At 56.2% G+C, this 14,816-nt stretch carries 14 protein-coding genes; 9 read left to right on the top strand and 5 right to left on the bottom strand.

What is annotated here, in order from left to right:
* Window positions 1-48 precede the first annotated feature (48 nt).
* Window positions 49-1,299 carry a transporter gene (locus tag ACWJJK_RS01955; RefSeq protein WP_454128604.1) on the bottom strand — a complete coding sequence of 417 codons (1,251 nt, stop codon included), beginning with the start codon at window positions 1,297-1,299 and terminating at the stop codon, window positions 49-51.
* Window positions 1,300-1,793: 494 nt separating this feature from the next.
* Between ACWJJK_RS01955 and ACWJJK_RS01950 the strand changes: the two genes are divergently transcribed.
* The 8 genes from ACWJJK_RS01950 to ACWJJK_RS01915 are packed head-to-tail and all read left to right on the top strand — an operon-like array spanning window position 1,794 to window position 8,715.
* Window positions 1,794-2,387, top strand: a complete 594-nt coding sequence (locus ACWJJK_RS01950; RefSeq protein ID WP_086133190.1) for a DUF2238 domain-containing protein — start codon at window positions 1,794-1,796, stop codon at window positions 2,385-2,387.
* 40 nt (window positions 2,388-2,427) lie between these two features.
* Window positions 2,428-3,120 (top strand): TIGR04283 family arsenosugar biosynthesis glycosyltransferase, encoded by a 693-nt coding sequence (locus ACWJJK_RS01945; protein WP_077730300.1) that lies wholly within the window; start codon window positions 2,428-2,430, stop codon window positions 3,118-3,120.
* Window positions 3,113-3,892, top strand: coding sequence for a sterol desaturase family protein (locus ACWJJK_RS01940; protein ID WP_077730299.1), 780 nt, complete (start codon window positions 3,113-3,115; stop codon window positions 3,890-3,892). The genes ACWJJK_RS01945 and ACWJJK_RS01940 overlap by 8 nt, the downstream gene beginning before the upstream one ends.
* A 3-nt stretch (window positions 3,893-3,895) precedes the next feature.
* Window positions 3,896-4,576: a TIGR04282 family arsenosugar biosynthesis glycosyltransferase gene (locus tag ACWJJK_RS01935; RefSeq protein ID WP_156880078.1), complete on the top strand. Its 681-nt coding sequence runs from the start codon at window positions 3,896-3,898 to the stop codon at window positions 4,574-4,576.
* A 10-nt stretch (window positions 4,577-4,586) separates the two neighbouring features.
* The gene (gene dusB, locus ACWJJK_RS01930; RefSeq protein WP_454128603.1) at window positions 4,587-5,567 is read left to right on the top strand and encodes a tRNA dihydrouridine synthase DusB; all 981 of its coding nucleotides are present in this window, start codon (window positions 4,587-4,589) and stop codon (window positions 5,565-5,567) included.
* Window positions 5,564-5,854, top strand: a complete 291-nt coding sequence (locus ACWJJK_RS01925) for a helix-turn-helix domain-containing protein (protein WP_077730296.1) — start codon at window positions 5,564-5,566, stop codon at window positions 5,852-5,854. The genes dusB and ACWJJK_RS01925 overlap by 4 nt, the downstream gene beginning before the upstream one ends.
* 36 nt (window positions 5,855-5,890) lie before the next feature.
* Window positions 5,891-7,453, top strand: coding sequence for a bifunctional phosphoribosylaminoimidazolecarboxamide formyltransferase/IMP cyclohydrolase (purH, locus tag ACWJJK_RS01920; RefSeq protein ID WP_454128602.1), 1,563 nt, complete (start codon window positions 5,891-5,893; stop codon window positions 7,451-7,453).
* 26 nt (window positions 7,454-7,479) lie between these two features.
* The gene (locus ACWJJK_RS01915; RefSeq protein ID WP_434110338.1) at window positions 7,480-8,715 is read left to right on the top strand and encodes a heterodisulfide reductase-related iron-sulfur binding cluster; all 1,236 of its coding nucleotides are present in this window, start codon (window positions 7,480-7,482) and stop codon (window positions 8,713-8,715) included.
* 69 nt (window positions 8,716-8,784) lie between these two features.
* On the opposite strand, the gene speD is transcribed toward ACWJJK_RS01915, so the two are convergent.
* Together speD and ACWJJK_RS01905 are read right to left on the bottom strand one after the other, a co-directional pair.
* A complete protein-coding gene (gene speD / locus ACWJJK_RS01910; RefSeq protein WP_077730293.1) occupies window positions 8,785-9,579 on the bottom strand; it encodes an adenosylmethionine decarboxylase in 795 nt (264 codons plus the stop codon).
* A gap of 115 nt (window positions 9,580-9,694) precedes the next feature.
* Window positions 9,695-10,114, bottom strand: a complete 420-nt coding sequence (locus ACWJJK_RS01905) for an OsmC family protein (protein WP_077730292.1) — start codon at window positions 10,112-10,114, stop codon at window positions 9,695-9,697.
* A gap of 118 nt (window positions 10,115-10,232) precedes the next feature.
* Here ACWJJK_RS01905 and crp point away from each other — a divergent pair, with 118 nt between their 5' ends.
* Complete coding sequence (crp, locus tag ACWJJK_RS01900) at window positions 10,233-10,880, top strand: cAMP-activated global transcriptional regulator CRP (protein ID WP_077730291.1); 648 nt, start codon at window positions 10,233-10,235, stop codon at window positions 10,878-10,880.
* 42 nt (window positions 10,881-10,922) lie between these two features.
* Here crp and ACWJJK_RS01895 read toward each other — a convergent pair whose 3' ends face one another.
* Both ACWJJK_RS01895 and prlC read right to left on the bottom strand, forming a co-directional pair.
* Window positions 10,923-12,434 (bottom strand): ArnT family glycosyltransferase, encoded by a 1,512-nt coding sequence (locus ACWJJK_RS01895; protein WP_454128601.1) that lies wholly within the window; start codon window positions 12,432-12,434, stop codon window positions 10,923-10,925.
* A gap of 303 nt (window positions 12,435-12,737) precedes the next feature.
* A complete protein-coding gene (gene prlC, locus ACWJJK_RS01890) occupies window positions 12,738-14,783 on the bottom strand; it encodes an oligopeptidase A (RefSeq protein WP_454128600.1) in 2,046 nt (681 codons plus the stop codon).
* Window positions 14,784-14,816: the final 33 nt, after the last annotated feature.

Genomic DNA, 14,816 nt, shown 5'->3' with positions numbered 1-14,816 from the left:
ACAGCTACTCATAGCATTTAATCTCCTTTAGTTAGATAGACGCTCTGCTCATCGGAAAAAAGGCAGGGGATACTGTCGATCAAACCGGTACGGAACGTTGACGCCCGCGAAAAAATCCGTGGCCTCTTCGGTCAAGCCGAAATTTACGAAGGGTTCCACAAATAAGCCCTTAGCCACCTGTACGGTAACGGCCAAGTTGAGCGAGTGAATATCCCTGCCGGAACCCGTAATTTCTCGACCATCGATCTTGTCTCGCAGTATCGCGGCACCGTTCAAGGCTGTGGAGAAACTTACCCGATCGTTCAACGAGAAGCCCATACCGAGGGAATAAGGAATTTGATCGCCCGGGTCAATTCTGCCGTCTTCGAGGACCGCGTTGTAACCCAGAGAACCGAAGAGAACTACCGGATCTACCGTCTTGACGAGCGATACGGAGCCACCGACATTCCAAAAGCCTGTGCCTAAACTGGGATCTACGATCAGTAAATTGGACCCTACGCTGGGCCCTAAAACACTCGTAAGGCCGCGCCCCTCCCGTCCGGTATCGGATTTGACGTTCAGGCTCAACGTTGTTTCCGGAACGAGGCCCTCTTCGTGCAAGGCGCCCCATCGCAGACTGCCGCTGACGTCACCCAGTCCGGAACCATCCTGCCGCCTAAAGCCTTCGCGAGCAAAAAACGGCTGAATTGTATCTAGTTCTAGCTCTTGGAAATTAAATGGAACGGATATATCCAGCTCGAGATCGTCGATCAAGCCGTAGCGAAACAAAACACCAGCGCTTGCCGCTCTAGCCCTCAATTTATATGGCGATATTTCGGATGTATCTTGAGCGTAACTCGCGATGAACTCGACCTGCAGATCGCCTCTCTTGAACAAGACCTTTTGCGATCTCAGGAATTGATCGAGTTCTATCTTGGCCTCCTCCGCCTCTTTTTCTCGGTCCCCCTCCTTCAACCCCATTTCCGGAGATACTTTTTTGGGCGCGGCGGGAGCCGTTTCGGCTTGTGCCGTCGCCGTCTTCTCCCCTTGCTCGGATGTCTCTGCCGCCGCTTCTTGGGTTTTCTGTGCCTGCGCCTGCGGCAAGGACTCTCGCTCCCAAGTTTCGTTTTCGATGAGAATCTGGACCTGCGCCTTCAGCGCCTCGACTTCTTGTTTCAGTTTCTCGTATTCACTCCGAGGAACGGTGTCCTCTACCGCTGATTTCGTCGCTCCCGCCTTCGTACGGGCGTAGGAAACACCGCTATCTACGAGCGCAAGCAAAAATGCCCCACAAATGAAGACTATGCATTTTTTTATCATTATCACTTCCTTGCCTGCCGCCGACCGCTAAATCGGCGGGACACGTTGATGGAACAACACCGAATAGAACTGATCGAAACATTCGGCGCGCCAGCACCGGCTTATGAGTAACACCTCAGCCACGATTCGATTGCCTCCGACAAGCCAAGGTTTTGAAAGATTGACTCTTCAGACGAGTGATTTCATAGGAGGCGCGCCGCGGCTTGTCGAAAACGGATCGATGCCGCGAAGAAAACAAGGGCGATGGATTGAAATTCGGCAAAGTGCCGTCCTTTGCGTGCAGCGCTGTCGCCTTGAACACCCGATGCGACCGGATTGAAGGCTTAACGTACACTATGCTCCCTCCTTGAACTCGATACGGCCGTAACGTTGCACGGCCATTTTGCGAAGTGTGGTTCGGACGACTTAGAGTAATCTCGTAAGCTGGCGTAAAGGCTACTCATGGAGCCGTAATTAGTCAATGTTTAATGGAAACCGCTGGAGATATCAGATCATTGTTCAACATCTTTATTTTTGCATTTGTTTCCGTGCTGGCGTGGTCGGTCGTTCAGCCGTACAGCTATAGCGTCTGGCTTTTGGATGCAATACCCGCCATGGCCGCGTTCGTCGCAGTAATCGCCACGCATCGTCTCTTTCCTCTGACTCCTCTGGCCTATAGCCTGATCCTGGCTTTATGCCTGCTGATCCTCGTCGGCGCGCATTACTCGTTCGGCAAAGTTCCTTTTTTCGATTGGCTGAAACCGCTATTCGGGAGTCAGCGAAACAACTTCGACAAGCTGGCTCATTTTTTTCAAGGGTTTTCGCCCGCGGTTGTTTTTCGAGAAATTTTCATTCGTTCCGGCGTTTTTCGGGATCGACGCTGGCTGGCCGCGATTGTGGCGGCCCTGTGCCTCGCGCTCAGTGCCGCCTACGAGCTCGTTGAATGGGCCGTTGCGGTGGCCTTGAGAGACGGGGCCGAGGATTTTCTGGCGATGCAAGGCGATCTGTGGGATGCGCAATCGGACATGGCTTTTGCCTTGACCGGAGCTTTGATATCGCTTGCACTGTTGAGTCGGCGGCATGACAAACAGATCGAACGGCTTAGCTGAGAGGCCGGCCGCCGAACCGTCCCGCGACTCGTGTCGCGACATGCCCGCAAACGTTCGTTGGTCTGTCATCATTCCGGTTTTGAACGAGGCGGACATAATCCGGGAGGCGCTATCCCGGCTGCAGCCGTTAAGAAGTCAGGGAATCGAAATCGTCGTTGCCGACGGCGGAAGCACGGACGGTAGTCCGAACCTGGCCCGTGAATTCGTGTCGTCGATCGTACGCGCGCCCAAGGGGCGAGCCGCGCAGATGAATGCCGGCGCAAGCGTAGCGACGGGCGGCTACCTGTTATTTCTCCATATCGACACCCGATTGCCGGAGAACGCACTCCTCGCGTTAACAAAAGTTTTCGAATCCCAGACCGCATGGGGACGCTTCGACGTGCGGCTGTCCGGGAATCGTCCGTTGTTGCGGATCGTCGAAACCCTGATGAACTGGCGCTCTCGCTTGACCGGCATCGCGACGGGCGACCAGGCCATATTCGTGCGGCGAGACATCTTCGAGCGCATAGGCGGCTTTCCGGAGATCCCACTCATGGAGGACATAGCGCTGAGCGAGCGGCTAAAACGCATCGCTAGCCCCGCCTGCCTTCTGGAGCGGGTGATAACGTCCAGCCGGCGATGGGAACAAAACGGAACGGTGCGTACTATCCTCCTCATGTGGAAACTGCGACTGCTCTATTTTCTCGGGACCAATCCGGCCAAGTTAGCCGCCGCATATTACCGCCATGACTGAATCTATCCTCCGTCTTGTTTTCTTTCTCGGCGTGCTTGGCATGATGCTGTTATGGGAGTGGCGTAGTCCATTCCGGACGTTTCCCGAAGGCAAGATACGCCGGCTTGCGCGGCACCTCGGCCTGATGACCCTCAACTCCGCCGTCGCACGCATCTTAAGCGGCGGAGGCGCATATTTCGCCGCAGAGTTCGCACTCGAAAGCCACTGGGGCCTGTTCAACCAACTCGCCCTGACTTACAGTTTATCCTTCGCAGCTGGCTTACTCCTGCTCGACTTCGCCATCTACCTCCAGCACATCGCCTTTCATCGGGTTCCGCTGTTCTGGCGATTGCATAAGATTCACCATCTCGACCTCGGTTTCGACACGACCACGGCCATCCGTTTTCATCCCTTGGAAATCGTCCTGTCGACCTACTACAAAATGGCTTTAGCCATCGCTTTCGGAATATTGCCGACGGCCATTCTGGTCTTCGAGATACTTTTGAACGCCTGTGCTTTGTTCAATCACGGAAATGCGCGCATCCCGGCTCCGTGGGAAAGGAGACTCCGACTGTTTCTCATCACCCCGGACATGCACCGCATCCATCATTCGACCTACAAGCCGGAAATGGACAGCAATTTCGGATTTTCCGTGCCGTTCTGGGACAAGCTGTGCGGCACTTATTGCGCAACGCCGCTCCTGGGCCAAGAAGGCATGGAAATCGGCCTCAAAGACCAACGCGATCCAAAACTGCTAGACTTTTCGCGGCTGCTGATTTTGCCGTTCCGTTGAAGTATGTCGGACTACCGTTTTCCGCTTGCCACCCTGGCCATCATGGCGAAGGCGCCGATTCCGGGGCAAGTAAAAACCCGATTGATTCCCGCTCTAAGCGCGGAAGCGGCGGCACGGTTGCATACTGCTCTACTCCGCAAAACGGGCCGGGAGATGCTGCACGCAAACCTGTGCCCGGTACAGCTTTGGTGCTCTCCCGATACCGGCCACCCCGAATTTGTCGGCTTGGAACTGTTGGGAGCAGCCCTGAAAACGCAATGCCGGGGCGACCTCGGAGCGCGCATGGCCTACGCTGCCCGCGAGTCTCTCGAGAAGGCGAACCAGATCATCATTATCGGCACCGATTGTCCGGCGCTCGATCCCCTTTATGTGGAAAATGCGATCATCGCATTGATGAACGGAAACGATGCGGTCGTCGGTCCGGCCGAAGATGGCGGTTACTGCTTGCTCGGGCTGACCCGGACCGACGACGAACTGTTCCGAAACATGCCATGGGGCGGAGCGGAGGTGCTGAACGAGACGCGGCAACGGCTTGAAAAGCTGCGCTGGCGGTGGGCGGAACTCTCCCCGTTGTGGGATATCGACCGTCCTGAAGACTTGCAGCGGCTTAAAAACATGGACAAATGGCAGGAAAAATTTTTGCGTCCATACCCTGATCCGGCTAGACTTTTGCGCCCGCAATAGACTCATCACTATGTATATCGGCCCGTATCGACTGGCTAACCGCTTGATTCTGGCTCCTATGGCCGGCGTAACTGACCGCCCCTTCCGAATGCTATGCCGTCGTTACGGCGCAGCTCTCGCCATATCGGAAATGGTGTCCGCCAATCCCGCCTTGCGCCATGATCGCAAGACCCTGCGACGGAGCGATCACGCCGGAGAGCCGGAACCCCGTGCCGTACAGATTCTCGGCAACGATCCGGCCGCCATGGCCGATGCCGCCAGAATCAACGCCGATCGAGGCGCACAGATCATCGATATCAACATGGGCTGTCCCGCCAAGAAAGTGTGCCACAAAGCCGCCGGATCGGCGCTTCTCAGAGACGAACGCCTGGTCGCGCGGATTTTGGAAGCGGTTGTCGGAGCGGTGGAGGTACCGGTCACGCTAAAAATACGCACCGGCTGGGACCCCAACCACCGCAACGCGGTCACCGTTGCGAAAATCGCCGAGAATGCGGGCATTCGCGCCATCACGATTCATGGTCGCACCCGAGCCTGCGGCTTTTCCGGGCAAGCCGAATACCTTACAATTCACCAGGTCAAGCAAACTGTAGGCATCCCGGTGATCGCCAACGGCGACGTCGATTCGCCGGAAAAAGCAGCGGCCGTCCTCGAACTCACCGGTGCCGATGCTGTCATGATCGGTCGAGCCGCCCTTGGAAACCCTTGGCTGTTTCGTCGCATCGACCATTTTCTTAGCGGAAGCGTCGAGTCCGGACTGCCCGGAGCGGAGGAAACGCGGGATGTCATTTTGGAACATCTGAACGGACTTTATGCATTCTACGGCGAACATCTCGGAGTGCGGATCGCGCGCAAGCACGTCGGTTGGTACCTGAGCCATCTTTCCTGCCCGCCGGATTTCGGCCCGCTGTTCAACATTCAAGACGGTGCCAATCAGCAACTGGATTTAATAAACCAATTGTTTAACGAAGAAAGTCGGAAATTGGCTGCATGAAAGCACAAGCAAGGAATATCGAGGCAATGCCCAATGCCGTCGAGTTCAAAACCGATGCCACATTGCTCTTGAGCGACCACGTACGCATGACCCTGACGCGCTACTTTGCTCAGCTCGACGGGCATGAGGCAACGGATCTCTACGCCATGGTCATCAGCGAAGTGGAAAAGCCCTTGATCGAAACCGTATTGGAGCAATGCGGTCATAACCAGAGTAAGGCGGCGCTGGTACTCGGCGTTAGCCGCAGCACCTTACGCAAGAAGATGCTTCAGTATGGCATCGAGTAATCTTTTTTAATTTTCAGCTGCCCGCGTCATCTTTTCATGAAAATCAAAGTCTCCCGAGCACTCGTTAGCGTGTCAGACAAATCCGGACTTGTGGAATTCTGCCGAGGACTGGCTGACCTTGGAATCGAGATCCTGTCATCGGGCGGGACAGCCGCGCTTTTGCGCGAAAACGGCATCGCGGCAGTGGAAGTATCCGATTACACCGGCTTTCCCGAAATGATGGGAGGACGAATCAAGACCCTGCACCCCAAGATCCATGGCGGCATTCTCGGGCGCCGCGGGATCGACGAGAATGTGATGGCGCAACACGGCGTTTCCGCCATCGATTTGGTGGTCGTCAATCTTTATCCCTTTGAGCAAACCATTGCCAAACCGGGCTGCGAACTCGCCGACGCCATCGAAAACATCGACATCGGCGGTCCCGCCATGATTCGTGCGGCCGCCAAGAATCATGAATCGGTGGGCGTAATCGTCGACCCGACCGATTACCCCGAGGTTCTCGGGGAACTTCAAGCGCAAGCCGGCTGTCTGTCCGATGACATGCGATTCAAGCTGGCGATCAAAAGCTTCCGGCATACCGCTGCCTACGATAGCGCCATTGCGGCTTATCTCGGTAAGGCCGAAGACTCGGACACATTCCCGGACCCGCTCGTGATGCGTTTCCGCAAAGCCCAAGCGATGCGCTACGGGGAAAATCCGCACCAAAAAGCGGCATTCTACGTTGTACCCGGCGTGCCCAGCGGCACCGTCGCTGCGGCGAAACAGCTTCAGGGCAAGGAACTGTCCTACAACAATATCGCCGACGCGGATGCGGCGCTCGAATGCGTCAAGACTTTCGACGACTCGCCTGCCTGCGTCATCGTCAAGCATGCCAATCCATGCGGCGTCGCGCAGGGCAAGACACTGATGGAGGCTTACGACCGTGCCTACGCCACCGACCCAACCTCCGCGTTCGGCGGCATCATCGCCTTTAATCAAGCGCTGGATGTGCAAACCGCCCGCGCCATCATCGAAAGACAGTTCGTGGAAGTGATCATCGCTCCCCGGGTGGGCGAGGGTACGCTTCAAGTGCTGAGCGGAAAAGCCAACGTACGGGTCTTGGAATCCGGTCCTTGGGCTAGCGCTCCCGCGCCGGAATGGGATTTCAAACGCGTATCCGGTGGTCTCCTGGTACAAGACCGGGACTTGGGCGTTGTTGCTCGGGAAGATTTGCGTATCGTCACCCAGCGCGCCCCAACCGAAGACGAAATGGCCGATCTCTTGTTTGCCTGGAAAGTGGTCAAGTATGTCAAATCCAACGCCATCGTGTATTGCAAGAACCGCCAAACCATCGGCATAGGTGCGGGACAAATGAGCCGCGTCTATTCGGCGCGCATCGCGGCGATCAAGGCCGCGGACGAAGGACTTGCCGTTCAAGGCTCGGTTATGGCTTCGGACGCTTACTTCCCGTTCCGCGACGGGGTGGATTCGGCCGCCGAGGCCGGGATCACCGCCGTCATTCAGCCGGGCGGCTCGATACGCGACCCGGAAGTGATCGCGGCCGCCGACGAACACGGCATGGCCATGGTCTTTACCGGCATGCGGCATTTTCGCCACTAACCAGTTACAGTTTTTCTCGAACTTCTTTGAATCGATCCGAACGGTTTTCCGACACCGACCTCTGCGTCAAATGCGGGCTGTGCCTGCCCCATTGCCCTACCTACAACAAAACTCTGGATGAGAACGAATCCCCTCGCGGACGCATCGCCCTGATCCAGGGCTGGGCACAAGGATCACTCGCTGCGACGCCGGAGTTGGTAAGTCACATCGATAATTGCCTCTTGTGCCGATCCTGCGAGGCGGTCTGTCCGGCCCATGTTCCGTACGGCAGCCTCGTCGATCGGTTTCGCGGCGAGACCGGCGAGGTGGAAAAAACCACATCGGCTCGCATCAAGTCCGCCGGGATCAAGATTGCGCTGACCAATAAGCGCGCTTCCCGCTGGGTGGAACGCCTGGTTGAAAAATCGGGACGCGAGAGCAAAGGACTGCTACAAAAGACGGGCTTGCTGAAAGCACTGGGACTGTCCGAATTCGACGCGGGACTTCCGGATATATCCACTTCGGTACGCTGGAACGATTTTTATCCCGCACAAGGCCAGAACGAGCGTGGCCGGGTCGCCCTGTTTCTCGGCTGTACGGCAAACCTTCTGGATGCCGAGACCGTCTCTTCAGCTCTGCTTGTACTGAACCGGCTCGGCATCGGCGTTCGGGTGCCGGACACGCAGGCGTGTTGCGGAGCACTGCATCATCATTCCGGCGATCAGGCTTCAGCGCGAAAGCTCATGGATCGCAATCTGGCCGCTTTTAATTTGTCCGACGCGGACACCGTCATCACTATCGCGAGCGGCTGCGGTGCGATGCTGCGCGACTATCGGCAATTGGAAGCCACCGCCGATCTCGCCAAGCGCGTCAAAGACATCAGCCAGCTCCTTGCAGAACTCTCCTGGCCCGACAACATCGAGTTCAAACCCCTGGCCGCCAAGGTTTGCGTGCATACCCCGTGCACCCTGAAGAACGTGTTGCGGGCGGAACGTCACGGCGCCGACCTGCTCCACCGCATACCGTCCCTCGACGTAGCATCCCTACCCAACTCCCAGCGCTGCTGCGGTGCCGCGGGCAGTTATATGCTGGAACACCCTGAAATGGCTAAAGACCTGCGGGACGATGTACTCGAATCGGTGACGGCTATCAAACCTGATTTCCTGGCGACATCCAATCCGGGTTGCGCAGTGCATTTAAGAGCCGGCTTTAAGCAGAGAGGGCTGGGCCATATCGAAGTACTGCATCCGGTCACGCTACTCGCACGGCAGCTCGTTCGATAAAAAAGCCGGCTCAGCGCCGGCTTTTTGGAGTTATGGGGTTTACGGAGTCGTGCTAGAGACCGTGATCCCTCATCGCCGCAGTTTGTAATTTCGGCCGTAGAAGATTTCCGCCATTTCCTGCTTGAGCTGCTTCTGAATGGCGATACGCTCCTCGTCGGTCAGCGCATCTTTGTCGGTCTCGAACAGATAATTGTCGAGATGGAAGTCTTTCAGGATCATCTTGGTGTGGAAAATTTTCTCCTGATAGACGTTCACGTCGATCATCTGATACCGCTCCGCCATCGCATCCGAAATGTAGTTCTGAATGGACGTGATCTCGTGATCGTTATAATGCTTCTGGCCGCTGATATCGCGCGTGAAGCCGCGCACGCGGTAATCCATGATCACGATATCGGACTCGAAGCTGTGGATCAGATAATTGAGCGCCTTTAGCGGCGAAATCCGGCCGCAGGTGGATACGTCGATATCGGCCCGAAAGGTGCTAATGCCGCCATAGGGGTGACTTTCCGGATAAGTGTGCACCGTGATGTGGCTTTTGTTCAGATGCGCCACCACGGATTCCGGCGCGGGACCCGGCGCCTCGATATTGGTGATGGTATCCGGCACGTGCCCTTCCGAGATGAGCATGGTCACGCTGGCGCCCTGAGGCTCGTAATCCTGACGCGCTATGTTCAAAATTTCGGCGCCGATGATCGCATTCACATCGGTCAATATCTGCGTCAAGCGTTTGGCGTTGTACATCTCGTCGATGTACTCGATGTAACGACGCTGCTGCTGGCCCGATTTGGCATAGCAGATGTCGTAAATATTGAAGCTCAACGATTTGGTGAGGTTATTGAAACCGTGTAACTGCAATTTTTCCATCGATCTAACGATTACCCCCGTAGTCGGTTGTAACTGCCCCTTGACCGCACGCGCTCACGAATAAAGTGCAGGGCCGGTGCCAAAAGTTCATGAGACCGAGAAACCTGTCCATCGTTCACTCGACTTCGATGATTTCATAGTCGTGCGTAATCTGGGCCGTTTTCCCGAGCATAATCGATGCGGAACAATATTTCTCCGCGGAGAGTTGAACCGCTCGGTTGACCACTGCGTCGCTCAGTCCTTTGCCTTTAACGACGAAATGCACGTGGATCCGAGTAAAAACCTTGGGATCGGTTTCCGCCCGTTCAGCTTCGAGCTGTAGCTCGCAATCCCGCACATCGTGCCGCCCTTTGCGGAGAATATGTACTACGTCGAACGCCGTACATCCCCCCATCCCTATCAGCAAGGTTTCCATCGGACGCACACCGAGATTCCGGCCGCCCGATTCCGGCGGCCCATCCATGACTACCGTGTGACCGCTGCCGGATTCAGCCAGGAACAGCGCATTTTCTACCCACTTGACGCGCGCCTTCATCGAAGACCCCCGAGTAAAAATAGCCGCATACTTTATCACAATTCCCCGCCGGGCCAAGCGAAATTAATCGCTGCTAAACTTGATAGATCGCTTTCCATTCACGAGACCCGCAACGCCTATGCATTCTCTCTCGAAACCGGACGAGGCTCTGGCAAATCTCCTGCCGTATTGCCATCGCCGTCGTTATCCCAACAAAACGCACATTATTCGGCCCGGAGATGCAGGAGACACGCTCTATTACATCATCGAAGGCGCGGTTACGGTCAGTCTGGCGCACAAGCCGAGCGGTGACGATATCGTACTCGCTTATCTGAACAAGGGAGAGTTTATCGGCGAAATCGGAGTATTCATGGGCTCCATGCTTCGGGATGTGACGGTCACGACCCGTGAACCGAGCCAACTTGCCGAGATAGGTTATGCTCGATTTTCTCAATTGCTCAACGGCGAACTCGCCGAACATGCCGTAGGCATTTTGAATCTCCTAGGGCGCCAGCTGTCCCGGCGGCTTTTACACACCAGCCGCAAGGTCGGCAACCTCGCATTCCTCGATGTTTCCGGTCGTATCGCGCACACCCTCATAGAGCTATGCAAGCAGCCTGAAGCACTGACGCACCCCGACGGCATGCAAATCCGCATCACCCGGCAGGAACTGGGCCGCATCGTAGGCTGCTCCAGGGAGGTTGCGGGAAGGGTTCTGAAAAATCTCGAAGAACAGGGACTCCTTTCGGCCAAAGGCAAGACGATCGTCGTCTATGGGACTCGTTAAGCCACAGCCTGCGCTCGGAAAGATGGCCAAGGTTTAGCCCGCTCAGCCTGTCGGTCGGGCAACCACATCCGGCCGCGCAAGTAGAGCAGACGCTTTCCATAATCCGATACGGCGATTGCCCCGATAAGGCTGGGAAAATTCGGCACTCTCCTCAAATGCCTTCTTGCTACCGCGATACACGATGACAACATAACCATCGGGGTGTGCGGCCAACCATTCGGACAGCGCCTTACGCGTGTGGAGCACCTTGAGCGGTTCTTTCAGCCTCCCGACGAATTGAAAATCCCCGCTGTATTTTTCCCAATGCGCAATCGATGCTCCCAGCGCTTGCAACTGGGCAAGACGAGTTCCCATAGGCCGCATGTCGTGGTGAGATCGCCCTGCCTCGACATAAATGAGATGCGCGGCCAGCACCACGCCGATCATCGCTCCCACGACTGCCCGCACCATCGTTGCCGAGTCACCGGGCCGCCATAGCAGTAGAAAAGCACCCAGTCCGATGATCAGCGCTCTCGCGATCAAGGGCGATGCTTCGGCGACGGCCACGACTGTGCTATCGGCTTTCGGAAAGCCGAGAACACCGGCGATACCCGGAAGCAAAGCCAACGCCAGCCCCAAGCCCAATACGACCGTTCCGAATGCCCGTTGACCAAAGCGCCCGACCTGAATCGACGGATCGCCGAATACCCGGGCGAAGATCAGTGCCCAGATGGGCAGAGAAGGAAGCAGATAATGAATCTGTTTGGCGCTGACAGCCGATAACAGTATCAATACGGCTGCAACGTGAAGAATGCAGAAGCGCAATTTCAGATCCGCCTTTAGCTCGATCAGCTTGCGCCAAAGACCCGGCCAAAGAATCCATGGAAACAAAAAAATCGGCAATATGGCCGCATACCACCACCATGATCGCTTATGAGCGAAGGAATTGGCGATGCGGCCAGCCGACTGCCCCCAAAAGATGGCTTGGGCGTACTCTTCGCCCCCGGACATGCCGGCGGGAATAGCCCACGCCAAGGCAATGGCCGCGCCCAAGACGGTAGCCGCCAGAATACCGGCGTACCATCCGCCCCAGCCCGAACGCGGAACGCGCCCCATCCACCAAGGTGCCAGCAGACCGACCGGCAGTATGAGCAGCAAGATGATGGGCCCTTTGGACAGTACCCCTCCACCGATCCCGACAGCCGTCATCAACCAGCCGAGATAGGAAGGTTCTTGAGCGGCGCGCAGAATACCCAACACGCCCAGCAAGGCAAAAAAGGCCACCAGCATGTCGTAGAGGGTCAGGGTGGTCCACATGGACCAGACCGCAAGACCGAGCAAAATCAAAGGAGCCAGGCGGGATACCGACTCCAACTCGGGCCACAGCCGGCGCGCCAAACGCTCGGTCAGAATCAGATTGGCCAAGCCGAACAAGGGACCTACCAACCGCGGCGTCCAGTCGTTGACGCCGAAGATGAGCCAGCTCAAATGGATGATCCATTGGAAAAGAGGCGGCTTGTGACTGTACGGTTCGCCGTTCAGGGAAGGTACGAGGAAATCGCCTCGCAGCCACATCTCCCAGGCTACCGATACGGCGCGGGTTTCATCGACGGGTATAAGAGGCCTAAAGGCAAGGCCAGAGAAAACGAGAACGCACCAGAGAAGGACGTAATCCCTGGCAAACGGCCGGTATAGCATAGACGTCGTTGTTATGGATTCACTTTCGTTACGAAAAACCGGCGCCCCCAAAGCACCGGCGCCTGAGCCTGTTCATCCGACTCTACGGCAAGCTGCGGATATCGGTTAAAAGACAAAACAACGGGCGGGGCAACTTACGTCGCCCTCGCCCTGCCTTCATTATAAGGATTTGTATATTCGCTAAGCCGCTTCAACGATGCCGTTGTGCCTTAGCAGGGCATCGATCGTCGGCTCGCGGCCGCGGAAGGCGGTGAAAAGCTCCATGGCCTTGCGGCTGCCGCCTTGCTCGAGGATATTTTCCAAGAACGAGCGGCCTACGTCCGGCGCAAAAATGCCTTCTTCCTCGAACAGCGAGAAAGCGTCGCTGGACAAGACTTCCGCCCATTTGTAGCTGTAATAGCCCGCCGCATAGCCCCCACCGAAGATGTGCGAGAAACTGTGCGGGAACCGGTTGAAAGGCGGCGGGACAAATACCGCCACCTGCTTTCTGACGTCGTCGAGTATCGGATAAATCCGGCCACCCCGGCTCGGATCGTATTCCAAATGAATGCGGAAATCGAACACACTGAATTCGAGCTGGCGGACCATCTGCATGCCCGACTGGAAATTGCGGGCTGCGATCATCTTGTCAAGCAAATCTTCCGGCAAAGGCTCGCCGGTCCGATAGTGGCCCGATATGAGTCCCAGCGCATCGGGTTCCCAGCAAAAGTTTTCCATGAACTGGCTCGGCAGTTCCACGGCGTCCCATTCCACGCCGTGGATGCCGGAAACACCCAGGTAATCGACCTTGGTCAGCATATGGTGCAAGCCATGACCGAATTCATGGAATAAGGTCAACACCTCGTCATGCCGCAACAAGGACGGCTCGCCATTGGTCGGAGGCGTGAAATTACAAGTCAGATACGCGATCGGGTGCTGTATCTTTTGGCCGATTCTGCGCCGGGTGACGCATTCGTCCATCCAGGCTCCGCCACGTTTCTTCGGCCGCGCATAAAGATCCAGATAGAAACCGCCCAACAAATCGCCCGAGCGGCCAAGGATTTCATAAAACCTGACGTCCGGATGCCAAACATCCACCCCGGATTTTTCCCGGATTTGAAGCCCGTACAAGCGTTCGACCACGCCGAACATCCCGGGAACAACCCGATTGACGGGGAAATAGGTTCGAATCTCTTCTTCGGACAAGGCGAATTTATGCTGCCTAAGCTTCTCTGAATAATAAGTCAGATCCCAAGATTCCAGCGTTTCTTGACCATGCTCTTGGCTTGCGAAGTTTTTCAGCTCTTCGAGATCTCGTCTCGCCTGAGGCAAGCTGCGGCGCGCCAGATCGTTCAGAAAATGCATCACCTCATCGGTCGAGGGCGCCATTTTGGTGGCAAGCGACAATTCCGCATAGTTCGAGAATCCGAGAAGCCGCGCCTCTTCATGGCGCAAGGCGAGAATCCTCTCCATGACTTCGGAGTTGTCCCAGCGTCCGGCATCAGGACCTTGATCGGACGCGCGAGTGTTGTAGGCGGTGTAGAACTCGCGGCGCAAATCCCGATCGTCCGCATAAGTCATCACGGCAATATAAGACGGGAATTCCAGACTGAACAGCCAACCTCTCTTACCCTGCGCCGCAGCTGCTTGGCGCGCCATCGCAACCGCCGACTCGGGTAATCCGCTCAGCAGCTTTTCATCCTCGATGTGCTTGCTCCAGGCATGCGTCGCGTCGAGCACGTTATCCTGAAATTGACTGGCGAGTTTGGAGAGTTCTTGGGCAATGGCCTTGAAGCGGGACTTTTTCTCCGGAGTCAATTCAACGCCGGACAGACGAAAATCCCTGAGCGCATTTTCAAGGATCTTCTTTTGCGCGGTATTCAATTCGGTTGCACCCGGGCTTTCGGCAAGCCCGCGGTAAGCCGCGTACAATTCCTCGTTTTGGCCGATTTCCGTCCCGTATTCGCTCAACAGCGGCAGACACGCGTTGTAGGCCTCTCTAAGCTCGTCGCTGTTCACCACGGCATTCATGTGGCTTACCGGAGACCAGGCTTTGTTTAGCCGGTCATCCAAGTCTTCCAACGGCTCTACCAGGTGTTCCCAGGTATCTATTTTTCCATGTTCAAGCAATTTCGCGATAGCAGCACGGTTTTCTTCCAATATCCGTTCGACAGCCGGCACGACATGCTCCGCTTTGATACGCGAAAACGGCGGAAGACCATCCATATCAAGTAATGGGTTGCTCATAAACTCAAAAAAACCAAATGGAAATATACGTTG

The sequence above is a fragment of the Methylocaldum gracile genome (genome assembly GCF_053646815.1).
This window is presented reverse-complemented; position numbering and strand designations above follow the sequence as displayed.

Bases quoted from the DNA above. Each gene is read 5' to 3' on its own strand.
- ACWJJK_RS01905 (WP_077730292.1), bottom strand. From the start codon at position 10,114: ATGAAGGCGCGCGTCAAGTGGGTAGAAAATGCGCTGTTCCTGGCTGAA.
- ACWJJK_RS01940 (WP_077730299.1), top strand. From the start codon at position 3,113: ATGACTGAATCTATCCTCCGTCTTGTTTTCTTTCTCGGCGTGCTTGGC.
- ACWJJK_RS01895 (WP_454128601.1), bottom strand. From the start codon at position 12,434: ATGTGGCTGCGAGGCGATTTCCTCGTACCTTCCCTGAACGGCGAACCG.
- dusB (WP_454128603.1), top strand. From the start codon at position 4,587: ATGTATATCGGCCCGTATCGACTGGCTAACCGCTTGATTCTGGCTCCT.
- purH (WP_454128602.1), top strand. From the start codon at position 5,891: ATGAAAATCAAAGTCTCCCGAGCACTCGTTAGCGTGTCAGACAAATCC.
- crp (WP_077730291.1), top strand. From the start codon at position 10,233: ATGCATTCTCTCTCGAAACCGGACGAGGCTCTGGCAAATCTCCTGCCG.
- speD (WP_077730293.1), bottom strand. From the start codon at position 9,579: ATGGAAAAATTGCAGTTACACGGTTTCAATAACCTCACCAAATCGTTG.
- ACWJJK_RS01955 (WP_454128604.1), bottom strand. From the start codon at position 1,299: ATGATAAAAAAATGCATAGTCTTCATTTGTGGGGCATTTTTGCTTGCG.
- prlC (WP_454128600.1), bottom strand. From the start codon at position 14,783: ATGAGCAACCCATTACTTGATATGGATGGTCTTCCGCCGTTTTCGCGT.
- ACWJJK_RS01945 (WP_077730300.1), top strand. From the start codon at position 2,428: ATGCCCGCAAACGTTCGTTGGTCTGTCATCATTCCGGTTTTGAACGAG.
- ACWJJK_RS01925 (WP_077730296.1), top strand. From the start codon at position 5,564: ATGAAAGCACAAGCAAGGAATATCGAGGCAATGCCCAATGCCGTCGAG.
- ACWJJK_RS01935 (WP_156880078.1), top strand. From the start codon at position 3,896: ATGTCGGACTACCGTTTTCCGCTTGCCACCCTGGCCATCATGGCGAAG.